The following is a 22,038-nucleotide window of genomic DNA, read 5'->3' as shown; positions in this document are numbered from 1 at the left end:
CGTACCGAGATACTTCGTGACGGGCAGGCCGGGGTGCGGTACCTTGGCGCGCATCTGGGGCGGTGTTTGGAGGAGCGCGGTGGCGCTATTCGAGGAAGTCGCGGGAATACTCCGAGAGGTCGTCGGCCCGTGCGGCGGATGCCCGCCCGCGATTACGCCGAACGCCACGCTCGAAGGGGATCTGCGATTCGACAGCCTCGACCTGATCCGGGTCGACGCCGCGCTGACCGGGCGGTTCGGCCAGGAGGTGGGGTTGGCCAGGCACGTGCGCGGGCTCCCACTGGAGGAGATCACCGGGTTCACCGTCGGGCAGGTCGTCGACCACGTCGCCGGAGCGGCCCGATGAGCCGCTTCCTGTTCGTCGTCCCCCCGCTGGCGGGCCACGTCAACCCGACCATCGGGCTGGCCGCCGCGCTCGTCGAGGCGGGTCACGAGGTCTCCTGGTGCGGCCCTGAGCTGCACCTTCGCCCGATGCTGGGCCCGGACGCGGTGGTGCACCCGACCGGGACGCGGCTGCACCGGCCGCAGTCGGACCACGGGTTGGCCGCGGTGCGGTCGGTGTGGGACCGGTTCATCGTGCCGTTCGCCCGGTTCAGCCTGCCCGCGGTGGAGAAGGCCATCGAGGCGGCCGGGCCGGACGTCGTGGTGGTCGACCAGCACTCCCCCGCGGGGGCGATAGCCGCGCACCGCCTCGGGGTCACCTGGGCGACCCTGGCCTGCTCGACCATGGAGCTCGGCGAGCCGCTGGCCGACCTGCCCCGGGTGCACGAGTGGCTGCGCGGGCGGCTGCGGCACATGTGGGACAAGGCCGGGATGCCCGCCGAGGAGTACTTCGACCTGCGCTACTCGCCGCACCTGGTGCTGGCCTGCACGACGCGGGCGCTGACCGGCGCGCTGCCCGAGGACATCCTCGGTGTCGGCCCGATCCTGGCGCCCCGGCACGGCCAGCCCGAGTTCCCGTTCGAGTGGCTGGACCAGGACAAACAGCACGTCCTGGTGTCCGTCGGCACCCTCGCCGACGATGTGTCCACCCGCTTCCTGCGCGAGACAGCGGCAGCCCTGGCGCCGCTTGGCGACCAACTGCAGGCGGTGTTCATCGCCCCTCCGGACACGCTGCCCGACCCGCCGCCGCACCTGTTGGCGCGCACCAGGGTGCCGATGCTGGCGCTGCTGCCGCACATGGACCTGGTCGTCTCCCACGGCGGCCTCAACACCGTCTGCGAATCACTGGCCCACGGCGTCCCGCTGGTGGTCGCGCCGATCCGGCACGACCAGCCGATCAACGCCAACGGCGTGGTCGCGGCCGGTGCGGGCCTGCGGGTCGGGTTCGCCAGGGCGGACGCGGGTCAGCTGCGCGCCGCCATCACCCACGTCCTCGGCGACCCGGGCCACCGGGCCGCCGCCGCCACGGTCAGCGCCTCCTTCGCCGAGGCGGGCGGAGCAGCGGCCGCCGCGGCGGCGCTGCTGGAGCTGACCACCCGGTCGCCGGCCCCCGCCGGCCTGAGCAGGAGCACGTCATGATCGAGGTCAAGGGACTGCGCAAGTCCTTCACGCTGGGCAAACGGCGCAAGACCCGCACAGTCGAGGCCGTCCGCGGCGTCGATCTGTCGGTGGCGGAGGGGGAGATCTTCGGCTTCCTCGGCCCCAACGGCGCCGGGAAGACGACCACCGCCCGCATCCTGTGCACGCTGCTCGAACCCGACGACGGCGAGGCCGTCATCGCGGGCGCCGACCTGCGCAAAGACCCCGGGGCGGTGCGCACCAGGGTCGGCTACGTCCCCCAGGGCGGCACCACGACCGACGAGGTCACCGCCCGCGAGGAGCTGGTGCTGCAGGCCAGGATGTACGGGATCGGCAAGGCCGACGCGGTCGAACGGGCGGAGAAGGCGCTGGCCGCCTTCGAGCTCACCGAGTTCGCCGACCGCCAGTGCCGCACCTACTCCGGTGGCCAGCGCCGCCGGGTCGACATCGCGATGGGCATCATCCACGAGCCCAAGGTGCTCTTCCTCGACGAACCGACCACCGGGCTGGACCCGCAGTCGCGCGCGCACCTGTGGGACGAGGTGCGCAGGCTGCGCGACGCGGGCATGACGGTCTTCCTCACCACGCACTACCTGGAGGAAGCCGACGCGCTGTGCGACCGGATCGCGATCATCGACCACGGTGAGATCGTCGCGCTGGGCACCCCCGCCGAGCTCAAGCACGGGGTGGCCGGGGACGTGGTGACCGTGGGCCTCAACGGCAGCGGGCCCAAGGCCGCCGAGCTGCTCGACGGGCACGAGTACGTGCGCAAGCTGGAGCTCGGCGAGGACGGCCTTCGCCTCTACGTCGACGACGGCACCACCGCGATGCCGCAGATCATGCGGGTGCTGGACGCGGGCGAGATCCACTTCGACACCGTCGAGCTGCACCGGCCCAGCCTCGACGACGTGTTCCTGATCAAGACCGGTCGCTCGCTGCGGGACAAGTAGGAGTCCGACATGAAGTTCCTCCGTGACACCTGGCTGGTCTTCACCCGCCAGATGCTGCTGGTGTGGCGCACCCCGGCCCGGCTGGTGATCGGGTTCGTGCAGCCCATCGCCTACCTGGTGCTCTTCGCCCCGCTGCTCAAGACCGCGCTGGCCCCCACCGGCGCGCAGACCTACGCCGACGCCTACCGGGTGTACGTGCCGGGCCTGCTGGTGGTGCTGGTGCTGCTCAGCGGCTTCTTCGCCGGGTTCGGCCTGCTCGGCGAGCTGCGCTCCGGGGTGATCGAGCGCTCCAGGGTGACCCCGGTCAGCCGGGTCGCGCTGATCCTGGGCCGGGCGTTCTCCGAGGTCGTGACCCTGATGGGCCAGGCCGTGGTGATCACCCTGGTCGCGCTGCCGTTCGGGCTGACGGTGCACGTCGGCTGGCTGCTGCTGGCCTACGTGATGCTGGCCCTGATGGCGCTGATGGCCTGCGCGCTGTCCTACGCGATGGCGATGCTGATCCCGTCCCCGGCCGCGCTCGGCCCGCTGATCAACAGCGTGTCGCAGCCGTTGTCGCTGCTCTCGGGCGTGCTGCTGCCGCTGACCCTGGCCCCTGGGTGGCTGGTGACGATCGCCGAGTGGAACCCGATCTACTGGACCACCAACGGCACCCGGTCGCTGTTCACCGGGAACCCGGGGGACGTGTCGGTGTGGGTGGGGATGATCATCGTGATCGCGCTGGCGGCGTTGACGGTGACCTGGGCTACGCGGATGTTCGCACGTCAGGTGCGGTGATCGGTGCTGCTTGAAGGCCCCCGGGGATGCTCCCGGGGGCCTTCTGCGCGCTTGGCGCTCAGGGCGGGACGCGGGGGGCTGGGTGGAGGGGCGCGAGTGGGTGGTGGGGCTCGATGGGGCGAACTTGTTTTGCGCGGGGCCCCTGCACCACCCGTGGCAGGTCCGCAAAGCAGGGGCCGAAAAGCGTGGCCCTGCAGCTGGTAACGCTACGGGTGGCGCTCCCCCACGCAAAACAAGTTCGCCCCATCGAGCAGGAACAGGGGTGAGTGGGTTTGGTGAGTGGGTTTGGTGAGTGGGTTTGGTGAGCGGGTAGGGTGATTTGGCGGTGGGGTGAATTGATTGTTTAGGCATGCGAAATAGCCCGGAGGTGGAGGTCCGGGCTATTTCGCAGGGTGCGGAACTGTTAGGAGCGCCAGAGGGTGGGGCAGTAGGTGGGGTCGGTGTAGTCGGGCATTCCCTCGTCGTTGCGGCGGACCAGGACGTCGTGGTTGTAGAAGACGGGGGTGCCGTCGGGTTTGAGGTAGGGGCGGAAGCGGTTGTCGCCGTCCTGCAGGTGCAGGGAGATGGCGCGGCGGGGGAGGTCGGCGAGGTTGGCGCCGCTGCCGTGGTAGGTGCGGCAGTGGTGGAAGCTGACGTGGCCCTTGGGGATGATCATGGGGATCTTGCGGACCTCGGCGCCGTTGTGCGCGGCGTTGGCGGCCAGCAGTTGCTCGAGCTCGGCCTTGTCGCGGTGGGCGAAGTGCCGGGTGGAGTCGTCGCCGGGGATCTCTTCCCAGGTGTTGCTGCCGTCGACCATGGTGATGGTGCCCATGCGCTCGCCGCAGTCGTGGAACGGGATGAACGCGGTGAGCATCCGCTCGGAGGTGCAGGTCTGCCAGTAGTGCCGGTCCATGTGCCAGGGGACCTGGTTGGACTGCTCCTCCGGGCGCGGCGGCTTGAAGATCAGGGTGCTCTGCCAGACCCGGATCTCCTCGGCCCGCGCCAGCCGCGCGGCGACCGCGCCGAGCAGCGGCTTGCGCAGGATCGCGGCGACCTCGTCGTTCTCGAAGTGGACGTAGTCGTTGTGCCGCTGCACATCGCCCTTCTCCGGTGTCCAGTACGCCAGGTTCGGCGGGCGCAGCGGTAACCGGCGGTCGGTGTGCCCGGCGTAGAACCGCTCGGTTGCCTCGACCAGGGCGTCCATCTCGTTGTCGGAGAACAGCTTGCGGGTCAGGTACCAGCCGCGGGCGGCGTACTCGGCGACCTCGTCGTCGGTGGGCAGCAGGGCGCGCTCGGCGTCGGTGAGGGCGTACTGGTCGGTCAACTCGGCGGTCACTGGGCTGCTCCTCGCGCGTTCTCCCCGTTGCGCTCGCGCTCGACGGCCTGGTAGAGCGCCTTGATGTTGGCGCTGCCGAAGGTGAGCGCGCCGAGGCGTTCGATGACCTCGAAGAACAGCGTGCGGCGGGGGTGGGTGGTCTGGGTGAAGATCTGGAACAGCTCGCCCTCGTTGTCCTGGTCGACCAAGATGCTGAGCTCGCGCAACTGCTCCACCGGCACCGCGACGTGGTCGAAGCGCTCGGCCAACGCGTCGTAGTAGCTGCCCGGGGTGCTCAGGAAGCCGACGCCGCGCTCGCGCAGGGTGCGCACGGCCGTGGCGATGTCGTCGGTGCGGAACGCCAGGTGCTGCACGCCGGGCCCGTGGTGGGCGGCGAGGAAGTCGTCGATCTGACCGGGTTCGGCGGTGGTGTCGGGCTCCAGCAGGGTCAGCGTGACCTCTTTGGACACGCTCTGCACGACCTTGGAGTTCATCGCCTGGCCGCCGACCTCGATGTGCTCCTCGAAGATCTGCTTGAAGCCCAGGACCTGCTCGTAGTACTCGACGGTCGGGTCCAGCTCGCCGGGGCCGACGCAGGCGGCGATGTGGTCGACGGCGTCGAGCAGGTCCAGCGCGGTGTCGTCGACCTCGTCCGCGAGCTCCACTGTGGACAGGATCGCGCCCGGGCTGACGAAGACGTGGCCGACGTCGCCGAAACCGGTGATCCGGGTGCCGTCCTCGGTCGCGCCCCTGGTCAGCGCCTCGGCCAGCGCGGCGGCCGGGTCGTCGGTGGACAGGGCGACCGTGGCCAGGCCGTCGCCGTGCGCGGCGACGTAGGCCGCCGCCGGGTGGGTGTCGGCGCGCGCGCTGGTGAGCAGCACGTGGATCGACCCCTGGCGCAGCAGGACGGAGTAGTGGTCGGGCTGGTCGCGCACCCACCCGTGCAGCCGGAAGCCGTACTGGGCGCGCAGCGTGGCGGCCACCTCATCGGCGTCACCGACGTAGAACTCGACGTGGTCTATGGCTTGTACGTGCATCGTTTGACCTCTGCGGCTACTGCGCTGGACGGGTGGGTTGGCGGGTCAGTCGGGTGCCTGGGGTGCCTATCGCGAGGCTCACGTTGTGGCCGCCGAAGGCGAAGGAGTTGGACAGGGCCGCGCGGACCGGCCCCACGCGCGGAGCGCCCCGCACGTGGTCGAGCGCGCAGTCCGGGTCGGGCTCGTCGAGGTTGTACGTGGGTGGCAGGACACCGCCCGCGACCGACAACGCGGTCACGGCGGCCTCGACGGCGCCGGAACCGCCGAGCATGTGTCCGGTGAGCGCTTTGATGGAGCTGACGGCGGGGCCGTCGCCACCGAAGACCGCGCGCACAGCGGCGGCCTCCGCGGCGTCGCCGAGTGGTGTCGACGTGCCGTGCGCGTTGATGTAGTCCACATCAGACGGTGTGAGGCCCGCGTCAGCGGTGGCGCGGCGCATGACCGCCGCGGCGCCCTCGCCGTCGGGCCTGGGGGTGGTCGGGTGGTGGGCGTCGGTGGTGACGGCCCAGCCGAGCAGGTCCGCGTAAGCGGCCGCGCCCCTGGCATCGGCGAAGTCGGCCCGCTCGACGACCAGGACGCCCGCGCCCTCGCCGAGGACGAACCCGTTGCGCCGCTTGTCGAACGGCCTGCTCGCGGCCGCAGGATCAGCGCCCCAGCCACGGGCGAGCGCCCAAGCGTTGGCGAACGCGGAGGCCACGGTCGGGTGCAGTGCGGTGTCGCTGCCGCCGCACACCACCACATCGGCCTCACCACCGCGGATGAGCCGAAGCGCCTCGGCGATCGACTGCGCACCGGCGGCACACGCGGTGGCGATGCACGCGCTGTGGCCGCGGATGCCGTGCTTGATGGCGATCCGGGCGGCGGCCATGTTGGCGAGCATCCCGGGCAGCAGGTACGGGCTCACCTTGGCGCGACCGCGTTCCTGGCGTTGCGTGGCGAAGTGCTCGTAGGTCTCCAGTCCCGCACCGCCGGTGGACACGACGATAGCGACCCGTTCCGGGTCGACATCGGTGCCCACGGTGATCCGGGCGTCGGCAAGCGCGTCATCGGCGGCGGCCATGGCCTGGAGCACGAACCGGTCGACGGCCTTGGCGGACTTGGCGTCCATGACCTCGGTCGGGTCGATGTCGGGCGCGATGCCCGCCGCGTCGAGCAGTCCGGCCAGCGGGTGCCCCTCGGGTGGGGTGACGACGCCCGAACGGCCGACGCACAGGGCGTCGAACACGTCAGCGGGCTTGCGGCCCAGCGGAGTGACCAGTCCGATCCCGGTGATCGCCGCGGCCGGTCTCATCTCGCGCCCAGGCTCTGCAGGTACTGCTCGCGCAGCGCGACCTTGCGGACCTTGCCGGTGGGGCCCAACGGAATCCGGTCCTCGTCGACGACCACGACCTCGCGCACCGTCGCGGCGACGTCCGGCCCCAGAGCCGCGCGGACCGCCTCAGCCCGGTCGGCGTCGGGGTCGCCCGCGGCATCGAGTTGGAGCAGGACATCGGTGACGACACCGCTGTCGGTGCGGACGGCGACCACGGTGCAGTCGGCGACGTCGGGGCACGCGTTGAGGACGCGCTCCTCGGACAGGGCCGTGTGCAAGCGCTTGCCGCCGCCGAGGTCGACGGAGTCGACCAGCCGGTCAACGTGGTAGAAGTAGCCCTCTTCGTCGCGGTAGACCAGGTCCCCGGTGAGGAAGTAGCCGCGGACGCGGGTGCGGTAGGTGGTCACCGAGTCGTTCCAGTAGCCCAGCGACAGCGTCGGGGACTTCGTGCCCAACTCCCCCACTTCGCCCGGTGGCAGCTCGTTGCCGTCCGGGTCGAGCACGACGGGTTCGGCGAAGGTGTGCGGGCGGCCGATGCAACGGCCGTACCGGTTGGTCTCGGTGGTGTGGGTGATGTAGAAGTGCGAGTGGCCCATCTCGCTGGAGCCGAGGCCGTCGATGAAGGCCGAACCCGGCCTGCGCACCCGACCTTCCTTTGTGGACACCTCGCGGTAGCCGAGGGAGATCAGCCTGCGGATGTGGGCCTCGTGGGCGCAGTCGCCGGTGTTCCACCACAGGGCGACCGAGTCCAGGTCGCGGCCGCGCAGGTCGGTCTTGGCCATCTCCGACCAGGTGGCCGCGAAGCCGAGTACGCCACTGGGGCGCCACCTCTCGATGGCGTCCACCACCGTCGCCCCGGTCTGGGCCGAGAGCGCGAGCAGCTGGCTCTCGCTGGCCAGGGCCAGGTTGAGCGCGATGAGGGTCGCGGCGTGCGGGGCGGGCAGCGCCGACAGGATCCGGTCGGTGCCCTGCGCCTTGGGCATCCGCAGCCGGTGCCGGTTGGCGGCGAACAGGCTGGAATGCGAGTGCAGCACGGCTTTCGGGACACCGGTGGTGCCGGAGGAGTGCGTGATGGCCACCGGGTCGTCGCGGAAGAAGCGGTAGGGCTCGGGGGCCGCCGACGGGTCGGCGTTGCCGAGTTCCTCGATCGGGGTGAGCAGCGTCAGCCCGTGCGGGGCGAGCGCTTCGCGGCGGGCGGCGTCGGCGAGGACACCGACGGCGCCGAGCCGGGTGACGTAGAGCGCGGTGATCTCGGGTGCGAGCTTGGCGTTGATCAGCGCGGGGATGGCACCGAGCCTGGCCAGGGCCAGGAACGTGAGGATGTTGTCGGCGGCGCTGGTGGCGGTGACCGCGACCGGGTCGCGCCTGCCGATGCCGATGGCGTGCAGCGCAGCCGCCCGCGCGCGCACCCGCTCGTCGAGTTGGCGCACGGTCAGCGCGGTCCACGCCGGGATCTGCTCGACGGCGGTGTCGAAGGTGAAGGTCGGCCGGTCCAGATCGCCGCCCAGCGCCACCAGGGTGGTCAGCACGCTGCCCGCGCCCAGTTCCGGATCGCGGGCCATCGTGGCCCGGATGCTCGTGGCTGTCATGCCCGCTCCCTCGCCGTGACCAGGACGGCGTGCGCCCGGTCGGTTCCGCCTCGGTCGTCCGCCAGTTCGGCGGTGATCACCAGTGCCGCGTCCGCCTCACCCGAGGCGAACAGCAGGTCGGCGCACGCCAGCGCGTCCGCCATCGGGTCCCCGGTGGGGCTGGTGCACACCACCGGACCGGTCAGCCCCCACCGCGCGGCGACGTGGCCGAGCACCGCGTTGGGGTTGGACTGGAAGAACAGCAGCGGCGCCACCCTGGTGCCCGCGGCCACCGCCTCGGCGACGGCCTCGGCGCTGGTTCGGTCACCGGTGGCGCTGGCCAGCACGATCGCGGTCCGCTCGGCGAGCGGGTGCCCGGCCAGGCACCGGGCCGCGACCTCGGCCACCAGCGGGTTGAAGGTGGACACCACGAACCCGGTCACCGGGGTCACGGTGTCCACATCGGACTCCGGCCAGCGCGCCGACGCCACGACCGGGACGACGGGGGCGTTCACGCGGCCTCCAGCAGCAAGGCCGTGTTGGCGCCGCCAAACGCGGAGTTCACGGTCAGCGCGTGGCCCACACTCACCTGACGCGGCCCGTCGACGACCAACTCCACCGCGCACTCCGGGTCGGCACCGAGGAACCCGGAGTTCACCGGCAACGTGCCCGTCCGCATGGCCAGCGCCGTGACCACCAGTTCGACCAGCCCGGACGCCTCCAGCGCGTGGCCGTGCACGGACTTGGTGGAGCTCACCGGCACCCGGTCGAGCCCCACCAACCGCAGCGCGGCCACCTCGGCGGCGTCGTTGAAGCCGGTACCGGTGCCGTTCGCGTTGATGTAATCGATGTCCGATGTGGACAATCCCGCCCGGTCGACCGCGCCCTGGATCGCCCGTGCCAGGCCGGTCCCGTCCGGGCGCGGTTTGCAGACGTGGTAAGCGTCCCCGGAACGCGCCCATCCGGCGAGCCTGGCCAGCGGACGCGGGTTCTCGGCCTCCAGCAGCACGGCGGCCACACCGTCGCCGAGCAGCATCCCCTGCCTGCCCGCGCTGAACGGCCGCACCCGACCGTCGCGCGACAACGCCCGCCCGGCGTCGAACAACGCGAAGGTCGAAGGCTCGACCAGGTAGCCCGCGGCGACCAGCACCCGCTCGGCCCGCCCGGTGGCGATCATCGTCGCCGCGTCGGCCACCGCGGAGGTCGCCGCGACGCACGCTCCGGTGTAGACCCGGGGCACCTCCGGTGACCCGGTCCTGGCCGCCACCTCCTCGGCCAGGGCCCGGTTCCCCGCGTCGGCGTGCGCGGCCAACAAGAGTGGAACCTGCGCGCCGTCTGCGGGGTATACCTGTTCGAGCACGCGAACGAGTTCGTCCACCAGGGAAGGAGACCCGGGCAACGTCGCGGCGTGCTCGGTACGGCGGCCCGCGGTGCTGAAGCGGGTCACCGGGGTGAACGCGGGCACCCCGGCGAACCCCCGCGCCAGCAGGGCGGTGTGGTCGCCGAACGCGGTGCGCGCCGCCACCGCGGTGAGCAGGACGGGTCGATCAGCCATGGCCGTCGGCCCCGGGGAGGACCTTGGCCAGGGTGTCCACCGCGCCGGTGACCGTCGCCATGCCCGCGAACACCTCGTCGGACAGGTCGAGCTCCACGCCGTAGCGCTGCTCGACCTGGGCGATCAGCCAGGTCAGCTCCAGGGAGTCGAGCGACTCGCCGACCTCGCCGGTCGCGCGGTCGCCGAACCCGCTGAGCATGGCCACGACCTCGGCCCGGTCCGGGGGGACCGCCATGTCAGGACGTGGTCTCGGCGGGGCTGGCGGCCAGCCGCCCGGCGAGCGCGTCGACGAACTCGTCGAGGTTCATCAGCGCCAGCGACTCCATGTCGTCGTCGCCGAACTTGATCTGGTACTTGTCCTCGATCTGCACGGCGAGGTCGGCCAGCGCCAACGACTCCAGGTCCAGGCCCGCCGGGCCGAGGTCGGTGTCCCCGGTGACCTCGCTGACGTCGTAGTTCATCTCGCGCAGCGTGTCGAGCACGAACTCCCGGAGCTGATCCCTCATCGCTGACTCCCCTGTCTTGTGCGGTTGGTGCTTAAGCGGATTCGGCCGCGGCGAGCGCCGCGGGCGCCCGCACGACCTTGCCGGTGGCGGTCCTGGGCAACGCCGGGAGCACCACCAGCCTGCGCGGCCGCTTGAACGGCGCGAGCGTCTCGGTGAGCGCGGCCTTGACCCGCTCGACGGTCGCGCCGTCGACCAGGCTCAGGTACGCCTGGATCCCGCCGTCGTGCAGGACCACGGCCTCGCGGACCCCGGGCAGAGCCGCGATCGCCTGCTCCACCTCGGTCAAGTCCACCTTCAGGCCGCCGATGGAGACCTGCGAGTCCAGCCGGCCCAGCACGGTGAGCCGGTCGCCGTCGAGTTCGGCGGCGTCCTTCGTGCACAGCCAGCCGTCGACGAACCGGGTCGGGTCCTGGGCGCCCAGGTACGGCGACGCGGGCATGGCGATCCACAGCTCGCCGCCGCTGACCCGCAGGTCCATGCCGTGCGCCGGTTCGACCGACGGCCAGCGGGTGCCGTCGAGGTCGGTGGCGATGACGCCGATCTCGGTCATCCCGTACATCGTCCCCAGCGGCACGCCGAAGCGCTCGCGGAAGCGCGGCGGGACAGCCGGGCGGACCAGTTCACCCGCGACGATCATCCGGCGCAGCTGGGGAAGCGGGATCGGGTCGGGGATCGAGGTGAGCAGTTCGGCGTGGAACGGAACGCCGATGATGGTCGTGGGCAGGTCCGACTCGGCGACGGCGGCCAGGATGCCCTCGCCGGTCAGCCTGCGCGGGAAGACCAGCTCCGCGCCGGTGTGCAACGCGTTGAGCAGACCGCCGACCAGACCGAGCACGTGCACGATCGACGACAGCAACACCACGCGCTCCCCCGCGCGCGGGAACTCGGGAAGCCGGTCATAGCGGGACAACTCGGCGATCAGGTCATCGGACGTGCGGGCGATCACCTTGGACGCGCCGGTCGACCCGGAGCTGAACTGCACCAGTGCGTGGTCCGTCGCGGCCGGACGGCCACCCTCCCTGGCGGACACCCCGGCGACCACCTCGGCGTACCCGCACAGCCGGTGGCCCTCGCTCGACTCGGCGTCCACGACGTACTGCGCACCGAGGCGCTCCAGCGCGCCGTCCACCTCGTGCTGGGTGAGCCGGTGGTCGATCAGGCCGACCTGGGCCCCGACGCGCCACGCGGCGAGCAGGAAAGCGATGTAGGCCAGCGACGGCGGCAGTCGCAATGCGACAGTGCCACCCGGTACCAACCCCGCGGTGCGCAACCGGTCCTGCGCCCGCGCGACCGATCGGCGCAGCGCCGCGGTGTCGATCGGCCGATCGAGCCGCAGCCGCACGCTGTCCCCCGGCCCGCGCAGCAGCAGGTCGGCGACCCATTCCGGGTTCACCGCAGGCTGATTCACCAGCGGAAGTTCTACGCCCGCCATTGGTTCCTTCACATTTTTTGCTAGGCCGAACGCCGTAGCGAGAGTCCATTAGCCGCCCTGACTGGCTGAAACAATCGCATACGGGCTCAACGGGAGTCAAGGTCGCCCAAAAGGACTAATCGCGGTCGCGCCAACAAGCCCACTACCAGGCGTTCTCACTGTGTGCACAGGCGAATCAGGCTCAGCGATGACTACGCGGAGCGCACGGGAGAAGGCCCGGAAACGCGGTCGGTGACCGATCTGACCCGGCGCTGGAAATTGCGGTGAGCGGATGACAGGATATGCCGACCCAATACCCCGAACGGCGCAAAGCGGCGGCGAAACTCGGGGGAAACTCGGGCGATACCCTGGAGTGCGCTGGTGAATCCAACCCGGGTCGGCGACTACGCCGACCACGCGAAATCCACCCTCGCGGGCGATGTGCTCGGCTACCTCGACGGCGGGTCCGGCGCGGAGTGGACACTGCGGGCCAACACCCGCGCCTACGAGCGGATCCGGCTGCGGCCACGGGTTCTTGTGGACGTGGAGTCCTGCGATACCACCGTTGACCTGCTTGGTTCGACGTTGGCCGCACCACTGGGGGTCGCGCCGATGGCGTACCACAGGTTGGTGCACGAAGAAGGGGAACTGGCCACGGTCGAGGCGGCGGGTGCCGCGGGCGCGTTGTTCGTGGCCAGCATCTTCGCCAGCACCGACCTGGCCGAGATGGCCGCGGCCGCATCAGGTCCACTGTGGATGCAGCTGTACTGGCTGCGCGACCGCGCCGCGCTGCTCGAGCTGGTCGGACGGGCGGAGCGGGCGGGGTACTCGGCGCTGGTGCTGACCGTGGACGCGCCCAAGGTCGCGCGCAGGCACCGGGACCTGCGCAGCGGTTTCACGTTGCCGCCGCACGTGCGCGCGGTGAACCTGACCAGGGAGCTGATGGCCGAGAGCCACCTCGCCGAGGCCGGGGTGTCGGCGATCGAGCGGCACTCGCGGGAGCGGTTCGACCCGACGATCACCTGGGCGGACCTGGCCTGGCTTCGCGATCGCACCCGACTCCCGCTGGTGCTCAAGGGAATTCTCACCGCCGAGGACGCGGTGCTGGCCGCCGAGCACGGGGTGGACGCCGTGGTGGTGTCCAACCACGGCGGTCGCCAGCTCGACGGGGTCGCCGCCGCGGTGGACGTGCTGGCCGAGGTGGTCGACGCGGTGGCGGGTCGGCTGCCGGTGCTGGTCGACGGCGGGGTGCGCACCGGGTCCGATGTGCTCAAGGCCGTCGCACTGGGCGCCGCGACCGTGCTGGTCGGTCGGCCGGTGCTGTGGGGTCTGGCGCATTCGGGCGCGGCCGGGGCCGAGCACGTGCTGACCCTGCTGCGCGAGGAACTGGTCGAGGCCATGGCGTTGTGCGGCCGACCGTCGATCGCGCGGGTGGACCGGTCGTTGTTGGGCTGAGTCGATCAACCGGGTCGGCCGGTCGGCGCAGTGGTGATCACCCGGGTGGCAGAACCCCTGCCACCCGAGGGGGCGCGGCCGTCCAGGCTCGACGGCCGCGCCCGCTCACACCGTCTCGGGTCGATCCCCGATCAGGCACCCGTTCGTACTACCGGGACATCAGAGCTCGCGGACGTTGCGCATGGTCGAACCCCCTCCCCTGTTCTCCGACCACCGACGGGACCGCCGATTTTCGCGTGAGCATATGACCGTCCCGAGCGGGACGTCGATACGCCAAAAGGCGCCAACCCGCGACTAGGCCGAATGGACACACCTCCGAACGGCCCAACCTTCCCCATCCGGCCACCACTCCTGTCTGTCCTCACACGACACATCTGTCCACTGTGGCCTGCTCACTAGTCTAGTCCACTTCAGACTTCACGGCGCCGACCGCGACCGGGCCCGCGCGCGGGTCGATGAGGTCATCGGATGATCCGCCCAAGCGCGCGGAGAGCCGGTCGCGACCGGCTCCGACCAGCGCCGCAGAGGTCTGGACAACCCAGGATGATTGGTCTAGACAATAGGCAGCGGTGTCCCCCCTGCGCACCGCGCGATGGAGGTTGTCGAGATGACAGTCGTTCCCCGACGCCGGCGTGGGCGGGTGGTGGTGGCCGGGCTGGCCGCCGTCGCCGCGGTCGCGGCCGGGGTGCTCGCCGCCGGTCCCGCGGCGGCGGCCAACCTGCTCACCAATCCCGGGTTCGAGACCGGCACCACCGCCGGGTGGACCTGCGACTCCGCGACCGTGGTCACCACCCCGGTGCACTCCGGTACCCAAGCGCTCGCCTCGACCGCCGCGGGCGCCAAGAACGGGCGCTGCTCGCAGACCGTCTCGGTCCTGCCCAACACCAAGTACACGGTCTCCGCGTGGGTGCGCGGCAACCCGGTCTACCTCGGCATCACCGGCGGCGGCTCGACCTGGACCGCGGCCACCAACTACACGCAGCTGTCGCTGTCGTTCACCAGCGGCGCCACCCAGACCTCGGCCGAGCTCTACGTGCACGGCTGGTACGGCGCGGGCACCTTCAACGTCGACGACCTCGTCCTCGACGGCCCCGGGGGCGGCGGCGACAACCCGGGCACCGGCCCCGGCACCCCGGGCAACCCGACGCTGGGCGCGGTCACCGCCACCTCGATCGCGCTGTCGTGGGGCGCGGCCACCGGGACCGTCACCGGCTACAAGGTCTACGAGGGCTCGGCGCTCAAGGCGACCGTCACCGGCACGTCGACCACGGTCAGCGGACTGCTCGCGTGCTCGACGCACAGCTTCGCGGTGACCGCGTACAACGACAAGGGCGAGTCGACGCGCAGCCAAGAGGTCACCGGCACGACCACCGGCTGCCCCGACACCGGCCTGCCCAAGCACGCGCTGATCGGGTACCTGCACTCGAGCTTCGCCAACGGCTCTGGCTACATCAAGATGGCCGACGTCCCGGACACCTGGGACATCATCAACCTGGCCTTCGGCGAGCCCACCTCGGTGACCTCCGGCGACATCCGGTTCACCCTGTGCCCGGTCGCGGAGTGCCCGTCGGTGGAGAGCGAGGCCGACTTCACCGCCGCGATCCGCGCCAAGCAGGCCAAGGGCAAGAAGGTGCTGATCTCCATCGGCGGCCAGAACGGCCAGGTGCAGCTGACCTCGGCCGCGGCGCGGGACAAGTTCGTCAGCTCGGTGTCGGCGATCATCGACAAGTACGGCCTCGACGGGCTCGACATCGACTTCGAGGGCCACTCGCTCTACCTCAACGCCGGTGACAAGGACTTCCGCAACCCGACCACCCCGGTCGTGGTGAACCTGATCGCCGCGCTCAAGGCGCTCAAGGCCAAGTACGGCGCCAAGTTCGTGCTCACCATGGCGCCGGAGACCTTCTTCGTCCAGGTCGGCTACCAGTTCTACGGCGGCACCAGCGCCGGGGACAACCGCACCGGGTCGTACCTGCCGGTCATCCACGCGATGCGCGACGCGCTGACCGTGCTGCACGTGCAGGACTACAACTCCGGGCCGGTCACCGGTCTGGACAACCAGTACCACACCATGGGCGGCGCGGACTTCCACATCGCGATGACCGACATGCTCAAGGCCGGGTTCCCGGTGTCCAACACCGGCTTCACCTTCCCCGGCCTGCGCGAGGACCAGATCGCGTTCGGCGTGCCCGCCGCGGTCAGCGCGGGCAACGGGCACACCGCGCCCGCCGCCGTGCAGCAGGCGCTGACCTGCCTGGCCAAGGGCCAGAACTGCGGCGGCTACACCCTGCGCGGCGGGGCGTCGCCCAACCTGCGCGGGCTGATGACCTGGTCGATCAACTGGGACCGCTACTACAACTGGGAATTCCAGAACGCGCACCGGCCGTTCCTCAACTCCCTGCCGTAGTCCCGCACCGGTGATGGCCCCTCTCCTCGTGCCCGGAGAGGGGCCATCACCTTGTCGTGGGCCAATACCGGTGTGATCACACCGCACGACGATCTTCGGCGACGGGCGCGGTTTCGTCGGCGTGCCGTGGTAACCATGGAGGTATGACGCACCGGCGGCGACGGCGACTGGCCCAGGCGAGCGTGGCGCTCGTGGTCGCCGCCCTCGCGGTGGGCCTGGTGCTGCTGTTCGGACCGCGCGCGCTGGTGATGTCGGGGTTCTCCGGTGAGCGCGGAACGGTCGCGGTCGACCAGTGCGCGGACGAGGACGAAGCGGGACCGCGGGGCTGCCTCGGCGAGTTCACCCCCGACGGGGCACTGGCGCCGCTGACCCGGGTCAGCGTCGCCGACCCGCACGGCATCGACGAGGGCCAGCGGGTCACGGTGTACCGCGAGGGCACCACGGCCAGCCAGCGCGAGGTGTGGCGGCTGGTGCTGCTGCTGAGCGCGTTGCTGATCTGCGTCGCGGCGCTGGTGGTGATCGCCGTGTCGATCGGGTTGCAGGCGGTGCGGCGGCAACCGTGGCGGACCTGGGAGGCCCTGGGGCGGGGGTTCGCGACCGCGCTCGGGGTCGGAGTGCCGGTCTTGGTGCTGGCAGTGGTCCTCTACCTCGTCGGATGAGACATACTCCCCGTGCGAGAACGGGGGGTGTGGTGCTGAGGGTGGCGCAGGTGGTGGCCGCGGTGGTGCTGGTGGGCGCCGCGGTCGTGTTGTTCGTCCTGGCCTGGGGCGGGGTCCGGACGGCGTCCGGGTACGACGGTGAGCCGGGCGTGTTCGAGGTCGACAGGTGCACGAGCCGGTCGACCCCCGATGGGGACGTGCACCGGTGCACCGGTGCGTTCCGCCCGGACGGCAGCACCGCGCCCTCAGGCACGGTGGTGCTCGACCCGGCGCGGGAGAGCCACGAGAGGGGTGCCCAGCTCACCGCCCGCCGGGTCGGAGACCAGGTGTTCGTGCCGAGCGAGGGCATCACCGCCGTCCAGTTGGTGTTCATCGCGGGCGCGTTGGCGACACTCGTCGGCTTGGGCGGATACCTGGTCTACCTGGCCGTTCGGGACGACGAGTGGCGGATCGGGGTGGCCGTGATCTGGGCGCTCGTCGCTTCCGCGGTCGCGGCCGGTCTGGCCCTGGCGGGCGTCCTCACCGTGCTGGTCGTGGGTTAGGACGGTGCTGGTCGTGGGTGAGGACTGTCCTGGTCGTCGGGTAAGAGCCAGCTGAGCCGGGCCTGGGCGCGGGTGAACTCCCTACCGTGGACGGCGGCGGTCAACCACGCGGTCGGGAACGCGTCCGTCGCATCCGGGACGACCCGGCCGAAAGCGTCACGCTCACGGTCGCGCGCGGTCGAAGCGAGGTCGTTGAGGAGTCCAGCCGTGGCGGTCAACCCCAGGCGGGCGAGGCTGCCCGCGTCGCGCGCGGTGGACGGCAGGGCGGCGACAGCGCGGCCGCCGATGACCACGCGCTGGACGACGGTCGCGACCAGGCTCGACGGGGTTGGTTCGGGCCGTGCTGCGGGCAGCGGGGTGCCGGGTTCCCCGTCGGGCAGGTGGGCGCGTTGCAAGCGGTCCAGCGTGAGGTCGACGTGACCTGGGCGGTGCAGGGGAGCCAAGGCGGCGATGGCGACCGCGGTCGTGGGTTGGTCCGGCGCCAGGCGGGCGATCACCCGCAGGGACATACCCGGGCGTTCGGCCAGTAGGCGCAGGTTGTCGCGGGCGGCTTCGGTGGCACCGAGGAGGTTGATGTCGCCGGTGGCCAGTCGCAAGCGGAGGGCCGTGGAGGTCGCCCCGACGACGGTGCCGGACAGGAACAAGAGGTCTTCGCGGGCGAGTTGGGCGGCCAGCGGCTCTTCCCACAACTCGGAGACGGGCGGCTCGTCCCACCCGCCGCCCGCGGCGGCGACAGCGCGGACGCCGCTGCCCGCGCCCAGCCTGCGGTCGGCGGAGGCGGTGGCCCCGGTGAGCACCAGACCCGCACGGCCGAGTTCCCGGTGCGTCAGCCCGGTCTCCCCCAGCGCGACCGGCCCGTTCGCCGCGACAGCCACCCGCTCCTGACCACCCGGCAGCACGGCGTTGACCGTCCACAGTGACCGTTGCGCGTCTACCAGGTGGGTGACGACACCGGCATGTCCGGTGTCGGAGACGATCGCCTCGGTGCACAAGCCGTACAACCGCAGCGACCCGATCGGCTGGTACTCGCGCCGCGCGGTCCCCCGCAGCAGGACCGGGTCACCAACGCCGTCGCGCAGGTCGTGGCACAGCAGCATCACCTCGACGAGGTCGTCGGCCAAGGTCTCCCGGTCGAAGGACGATGCCCCCGCTTTGGCCTCGGCGAGCCCGGTCGCGATCCGGACACCACCCGCCGCCGCGCGGTGCAGACCCGCGATCCGCGCGCTGTGCACCGCGCGCAAGACCTCACCGCGCACCACAGCACCGCTCGCGGTCACCCCAACCCGGAGCACCTCCGCGCACGCCGCCCACAGCACCACGGCAGCCGCACGTTCCTCATCGCGGATCGGATCCCCTTGGGCGACAGGGGCTTCCTCGACGGCGACAGGCACATCGTCCACAGCACCCACGTCGCCCACGGGGACAGCGGCGACCGCCACCGCGCGGTGCAGGCACTTGGGCGCGAGCAAACAACCGCACACCAGGTCGTCGGCAGCGATCAACACTCCACTGTGGAGCGTCCACGTCAGTGTCGTGTCGGCGTCGAGCACCGCCCGCGCGCCCGATTCGGTGGCCTCGACCACCCACGTGCTCGCCCGCTCGAGCGCACCGTCGATCCGCTTGCGCAACCGAGGCGGCAAGGCGTCCAACACGTCCGGCACCACCGCGGGTGCCACCGGCGGAAGGGTCATCCGCGCACCTTCTCCCCCACCCACCGCGCCAACTCCAGCGGGCTCAACGCCGCCACCGGCATCCCGGCGGCGACGAGCCCACCCGCGATCGCGGCCGAGTACCTGGCGGTACCGGTGTCGTCGAGGCTGGCGCACCCGAGGACGGTGACCCCGGCCGCCACCAACTCCTTGACCTGAGCGAAGAGGGGACCGACCGGCCCGCCCTCCTCGAAGTCGCTCACCACGACCACCATGGTGCGTTCGGGCACCGCCACCAGGGTGCGGGCGTGCCGGAGGGCGCCCGCGATGTCGGTGCCGCCACCGACCCGCACCTCCACCAGCAGCGCGAGCGGGTCCGCCACGTGCTCGGACAGGTCGATGACCTCGGTGGAGAAGGCGAGGAAGTGGGTGGTCAGCGAGGGGACGCCCGCGAACACGGCGGCGGTGAGCGCCGACCACACGGTGGAGGCCTCCATCGAGCCGGACACGTCGACGACGAGCACCAGCCGCCAGTCGCTGGTCCGGCGGGCGCGGGTGCGGAAAACGGGCTTGTCCGGCAGGACCACCACCCGACCATCGGCACCCCGGCGAGCGGTGCCGAGGTTGGCGCGCACTGTGCGCTGCAGGTCGAGGCCACCACCTGGACGTCTGCTGGGCACGGGGAGTTGGATCCCGGTCAGCGCGGGCCGCAGCCGGACGGCGAGCTGCGCGGCCAGTTCCCGCACCATGCGGGCGACCAGGGGCCGCAACCGCGCCAGGGTGGCCTCGGGGAGACCACCGGCGAGGGACAGCACGTCGCGCAGCAGTTCGACCGACGGGCGCACGGCATCGGGGTCGAGGTGCAGGGCGGCTTCCACCCGACCGCCTTCGACCGCCGCGGCCAAGACCTCCTCGCGGACGCGCTCGCCGAACAGCTCGCCGAGTTCGACCGACCAGTCGCGGGCGTTCGGGAACGGCGTGCCCCGGCCCGCCCCGACCCCGTGCCGGTCGGCACCCTCTCCACTGTCCATTCCGTACAGTTCGTCCAGTGCCGCGGCGTACCGCCTGCTCGCGCCATCGGTCTGCTCATCGCGCGATCCCAACACCAGCCGCCACCGGGTCGTGGGGTCGATGTCGCCCGCCCTGGCCCGCTGCTCGGACTCAGCGGGGATCGGTGTGACCGGTGCGCCCGGTCGCAGGCCGTGTGCGGCGAGGACGTCGAGGGCGGCCCGCTCGGCGCGGACCCAGCGGGCCAACAACTCGGGGTCGTGCGCGGTGTCGATCCGGGTGCCGGTGTGCTGCTCGACGACGGCGGTGATGCGCTGCCTGGGAGTAGGGCCGACCGTGGCGAACGCGGCGCGCAGGGCGGGGAGCCGGTCGAGGAACTCGCGGTCGGTGAGGGTCGCGACGCGGTCGAGCAGCGGCGTCAGAGCTTCCGGCGCCTCCAGCAGCGGTTCCGCGGCGGCGAGCACACCGGTGAGGAACCCGCGCAGCGTGTCGCGGCCGGACGCGGTGGTGGCGTTGTCGGTGAGAGAGGCCGCACGGTCGCCCAGGTCCTGGGGCGGGAGGAGGCCGAGCAGGACTCTGGTCGCCCCCGCGGCACCCGCGATCAGCGGGGCGCCGTGGTCGGTGAGGCCGCGCAGAGCCACGCCGAGGCGCAGACCGGTGCCGTGGGCGTCGTGGCGTTGCCCGAGTTCGACCAGGGATCGGGCGTCGGCCGGGGACTGCGAGCCCGCCAGACCGTCGAGTTGCGCCACAGCGGCGGTTTCCAGCGCGCGCGGCAGGTCCGGCGGTACCGGGTCGCCGGTGATGCCGGGCAGGTGGCCCGCGCGGAGGCGGTCGAGCAGGTCCAGCGCGGAGAGCAGGTCGGGCAGGGTCGCCGAGGCGGGGAGGATGGTGGCGGCGTCGGTGAGGATGTCGGCGAGCACGTCGTCGAGCCCGCAGCGCGCGGCGTCGGCGAGGTCGGTGACGACGTCTTGGGCGGTGTGACCGTCGCGATCGGCTCGCCGCGCGCCGAGTCGGCCTCCGGCGGCGAGGGCCAGCGTCGGGCCCCACAGCCCGGCGACGGGGAGGGTTGCCGCGGTGGCCGGGGTCCAGGTGGCCCGCCAGCGGGTGGTGAGCGCATCGGCGCCGCCGACTCCCGTGGTGGCTGTCGGCTCCCCGTACGGCACGCCGAGCAGGGCGAGTCTGTGCAGGGTGACCTCGCGGCGCGCGTCCCGCTCGGAGCGCAGCGGATCCAGGCGGAGATCTGCCGGGTCTCGGTCGGCCGGGCCGGGAAGTCGCAGTTGGGCGAGCAGTGCCTCCACCGAGGGCGCCAAACCGGACCTGGGCGTACCCGGTGCGAGGCCGCCCGTGCGCCGCCCGACCAGGACATCCCCGGCGGCTTTGGCGACAACCCGGCCACGCCCCAGGGGTTCGGCGTGCGTCAGCACGGTCTGCACGGCCTCGACCACCTCGCCCCGGCCGGGAGCGGGAAGTCCGCGCAGCCGCGCGAGGTCGACGGCGAGTCGGAGCGCCTCGCGGGCTTCGGCGGGCCCGGCGTGGTGGCCGAGCTCGCGCACCCTGACGCAGATCCGCACGATCACGCTCGCCGCGGCGGCTTCCACCTCGGCGGGATCACCGGCCGCGGACAAGACAGCCTGCTGCCACTCGGGATCACGAATGCCCGCCGGGTACCCGGAACGCTCGTCGAGCATGGCGAAGGTGTACGGCACGAGCGAGGTGATCGTCTCGCGCGAGCTGGCCGGCTCTTGGGCGATCTCGTCGCCGCCCAGTAGCCCCGCCGCGTGGTACGAGCCGATGACGGCGGCACACGTGCCTCTTGTCTCCGCGATCACCTGGCGCATCCACGCTTCCCGACGCGCGTCGAACGGGTCGACCGGCCCCTCCGCGCGCATCGCCCAGCCGACGAACAGCGCGGCGCGCCGGACCGCCTCTGGCGACTGCCCGGGGGCCGCTGCCTCTACGAGCCGGTCCCACAGGTCGTCACCGTCGCGGCCGGTCACCTTGCCGCGCAACGCATCGGACAAGGGCGTCGGCCTGGCCTGCCGTCTGCGGTACCCGTCGCCGTGGCGTGACAGCGGCAGGTCGCAGGTCTTTACTTCCACTCCTGCCCTATAGGCCCACCGGATCGCTGCCAGCTCGGGAGAGAAGTCGGCGAACGGGTAGAACGCGAGCCCGCCGCCGTCGCGATCGGCACCCGACAGCGCAACCGGGGCCACCAACCCCGGGTCCGCCAGGTGCGGCAACCACTCCCCCAGCTCCTCCGGCAGCTCGATCAGCACCACGTCCGGCTCGGCGGCGGCCAACAACGCGGGCACCACCGCGGCGAGTGCGGGCGAGTGGTGCCGGACGCCGATCAGGTGCGGGACCCGGTGCGCCACAAGCTCCTCGAGCAT

19 protein-coding genes are annotated in these 22,038 nt (G+C 71.8%); 8 read left to right on the top strand and 11 right to left on the bottom strand.

Annotation, left to right across the window (positions count from 1 at the left end; genetic code table 11):
• Positions 1 to 79 precede the first annotated feature (79 nt).
• Genes JOD54_RS19755 through JOD54_RS19740 form a run of 4 tightly spaced genes read left to right on the top strand, consistent with a single transcriptional unit; the run spans position 80 to position 3,245 of the window.
• The gene (locus JOD54_RS19755) at positions 80 to 346 is read left to right on the top strand and encodes an acyl carrier protein (RefSeq protein ID WP_204451950.1); all 267 of its coding nucleotides are present in this window, start codon (positions 80 to 82) and stop codon (positions 344 to 346) included.
• Positions 343 to 1,521: a glycosyltransferase gene (locus JOD54_RS19750; protein ID WP_204451949.1), complete on the top strand. Its 1,179-nt coding sequence runs from the start codon at positions 343 to 345 to the stop codon at positions 1,519 to 1,521. Before JOD54_RS19755 ends, JOD54_RS19750 begins: the two co-directional genes overlap by 4 nt.
• Positions 1,518 to 2,471, top strand: coding sequence for an ATP-binding cassette domain-containing protein (locus JOD54_RS19745; RefSeq protein ID WP_204451948.1), 954 nt, complete (start codon positions 1,518 to 1,520; stop codon positions 2,469 to 2,471). Before JOD54_RS19750 ends, JOD54_RS19745 begins: the two co-directional genes overlap by 4 nt.
• Positions 2,472 to 2,480: 9 nt before the next feature.
• Complete coding sequence (locus JOD54_RS19740; RefSeq protein ID WP_204451947.1) at positions 2,481 to 3,245, top strand: ABC transporter permease; 765 nt, start codon at positions 2,481 to 2,483, stop codon at positions 3,243 to 3,245.
• Between the two features lie 403 nt (positions 3,246 to 3,648).
• Here the strand turns inward: JOD54_RS19740 and JOD54_RS19735 are convergent, their stop codons facing one another.
• The 9 genes from JOD54_RS19735 to JOD54_RS19695 are packed head-to-tail and all read right to left on the bottom strand — an operon-like array spanning position 3,649 to position 11,925.
• Positions 3,649 to 4,560: a phytanoyl-CoA dioxygenase family protein gene (locus tag JOD54_RS19735; RefSeq protein WP_307860178.1), complete on the bottom strand. Its 912-nt coding sequence runs from the start codon at positions 4,558 to 4,560 to the stop codon at positions 3,649 to 3,651.
• A complete protein-coding gene (gene hppD / locus JOD54_RS19730) occupies positions 4,557 to 5,576 on the bottom strand; it encodes a 4-hydroxyphenylpyruvate dioxygenase (protein ID WP_204451946.1) in 1,020 nt (339 codons plus the stop codon). Before hppD ends, JOD54_RS19735 begins: the two co-directional genes overlap by 4 nt.
• A gap of 16 nt (positions 5,577 to 5,592) precedes the next feature.
• Complete coding sequence (locus tag JOD54_RS19725; protein WP_204451945.1) at positions 5,593 to 6,867, bottom strand: beta-ketoacyl-[acyl-carrier-protein] synthase family protein; 1,275 nt, start codon at positions 6,865 to 6,867, stop codon at positions 5,593 to 5,595.
• The gene (locus JOD54_RS19720; RefSeq protein WP_204451944.1) at positions 6,864 to 8,477 is read right to left on the bottom strand and encodes a class I adenylate-forming enzyme family protein; all 1,614 of its coding nucleotides are present in this window, start codon (positions 8,475 to 8,477) and stop codon (positions 6,864 to 6,866) included. Before JOD54_RS19720 ends, JOD54_RS19725 begins: the two co-directional genes overlap by 4 nt.
• On the bottom strand, positions 8,474 to 8,971 hold the full coding sequence (locus JOD54_RS19715; RefSeq protein WP_204451943.1) for a beta-ketoacyl synthase chain length factor: 498 nt from the start codon (positions 8,969 to 8,971) through the stop codon (positions 8,474 to 8,476). Before JOD54_RS19715 ends, JOD54_RS19720 begins: the two co-directional genes overlap by 4 nt.
• On the bottom strand, positions 8,968 to 10,011 hold the full coding sequence (locus tag JOD54_RS19710) for a beta-ketoacyl synthase N-terminal-like domain-containing protein (protein WP_204451942.1): 1,044 nt from the start codon (positions 10,009 to 10,011) through the stop codon (positions 8,968 to 8,970). The genes JOD54_RS19715 and JOD54_RS19710 overlap by 4 nt, the downstream gene beginning before the upstream one ends.
• Positions 10,004 to 10,246, bottom strand: coding sequence for a hypothetical protein (locus tag JOD54_RS19705; RefSeq protein WP_204451941.1), 243 nt, complete (start codon positions 10,244 to 10,246; stop codon positions 10,004 to 10,006). Before JOD54_RS19705 ends, JOD54_RS19710 begins: the two co-directional genes overlap by 8 nt.
• A gap of 1 nt (position 10,247) precedes the next feature.
• Complete coding sequence (locus JOD54_RS19700) at positions 10,248 to 10,517, bottom strand: acyl carrier protein (RefSeq protein WP_204451940.1); 270 nt, start codon at positions 10,515 to 10,517, stop codon at positions 10,248 to 10,250.
• Positions 10,518 to 10,548: 31 nt separating this feature from the next.
• The gene (locus tag JOD54_RS19695) at positions 10,549 to 11,925 is read right to left on the bottom strand and encodes a class I adenylate-forming enzyme family protein (RefSeq protein ID WP_307860177.1); all 1,377 of its coding nucleotides are present in this window, start codon (positions 11,923 to 11,925) and stop codon (positions 10,549 to 10,551) included.
• A gap of 384 nt (positions 11,926 to 12,309) precedes the next feature.
• Between JOD54_RS19695 and JOD54_RS19690 the strand changes: the two genes are divergently transcribed.
• The 4 genes from JOD54_RS19690 to JOD54_RS19675 all read left to right on the top strand — a co-directional run bounded on the left by JOD54_RS19690 (position 12,310) and on the right by JOD54_RS19675 (position 16,991).
• Positions 12,310 to 13,383, top strand: coding sequence for an alpha-hydroxy acid oxidase (locus tag JOD54_RS19690; protein WP_204451938.1), 1,074 nt, complete (start codon positions 12,310 to 12,312; stop codon positions 13,381 to 13,383).
• A gap of 607 nt (positions 13,384 to 13,990) precedes the next feature.
• Entirely contained in the window at positions 13,991 to 15,790 is a 1,800-nt protein-coding gene (locus tag JOD54_RS19685) for a chitinase (RefSeq protein WP_204451937.1), read from the top strand.
• Positions 15,791 to 15,933: 143 nt separating this feature from the next.
• Positions 15,934 to 16,449, top strand: coding sequence for a hypothetical protein (locus tag JOD54_RS19680; protein ID WP_204451936.1), 516 nt, complete (start codon positions 15,934 to 15,936; stop codon positions 16,447 to 16,449).
• Positions 16,450 to 16,490: 41 nt separating this feature from the next.
• On the top strand, positions 16,491 to 16,991 hold the full coding sequence (locus tag JOD54_RS19675; protein ID WP_204451935.1) for a hypothetical protein: 501 nt from the start codon (positions 16,491 to 16,493) through the stop codon (positions 16,989 to 16,991).
• On the opposite strand, the gene JOD54_RS19670 is transcribed toward JOD54_RS19675, so the two are convergent.
• Complete coding sequence (locus JOD54_RS19670) at positions 16,988 to 18,682, bottom strand: hypothetical protein (RefSeq protein WP_204451934.1); 1,695 nt, start codon at positions 18,680 to 18,682, stop codon at positions 16,988 to 16,990. The two genes, JOD54_RS19675 and JOD54_RS19670, sit on opposite strands and share 4 nt — an antisense overlap.
• Positions 18,679 to 22,038 carry a DUF5682 family protein gene (locus tag JOD54_RS19665; RefSeq protein WP_239573438.1) on the bottom strand — a complete coding sequence of 1,120 codons (3,360 nt, stop codon included), beginning with the start codon at positions 22,036 to 22,038 and terminating at the stop codon, positions 18,679 to 18,681. Before JOD54_RS19665 ends, JOD54_RS19670 begins: the two co-directional genes overlap by 4 nt.

Origin of the sequence: Actinokineospora baliensis, assembly GCF_016907695.1 — a bacterium.
Classification (GTDB): domain Bacteria; phylum Actinomycetota; class Actinomycetes; order Mycobacteriales; family Pseudonocardiaceae; genus Actinokineospora; species Actinokineospora baliensis.
This window is presented reverse-complemented; position numbering and strand designations above follow the sequence as displayed.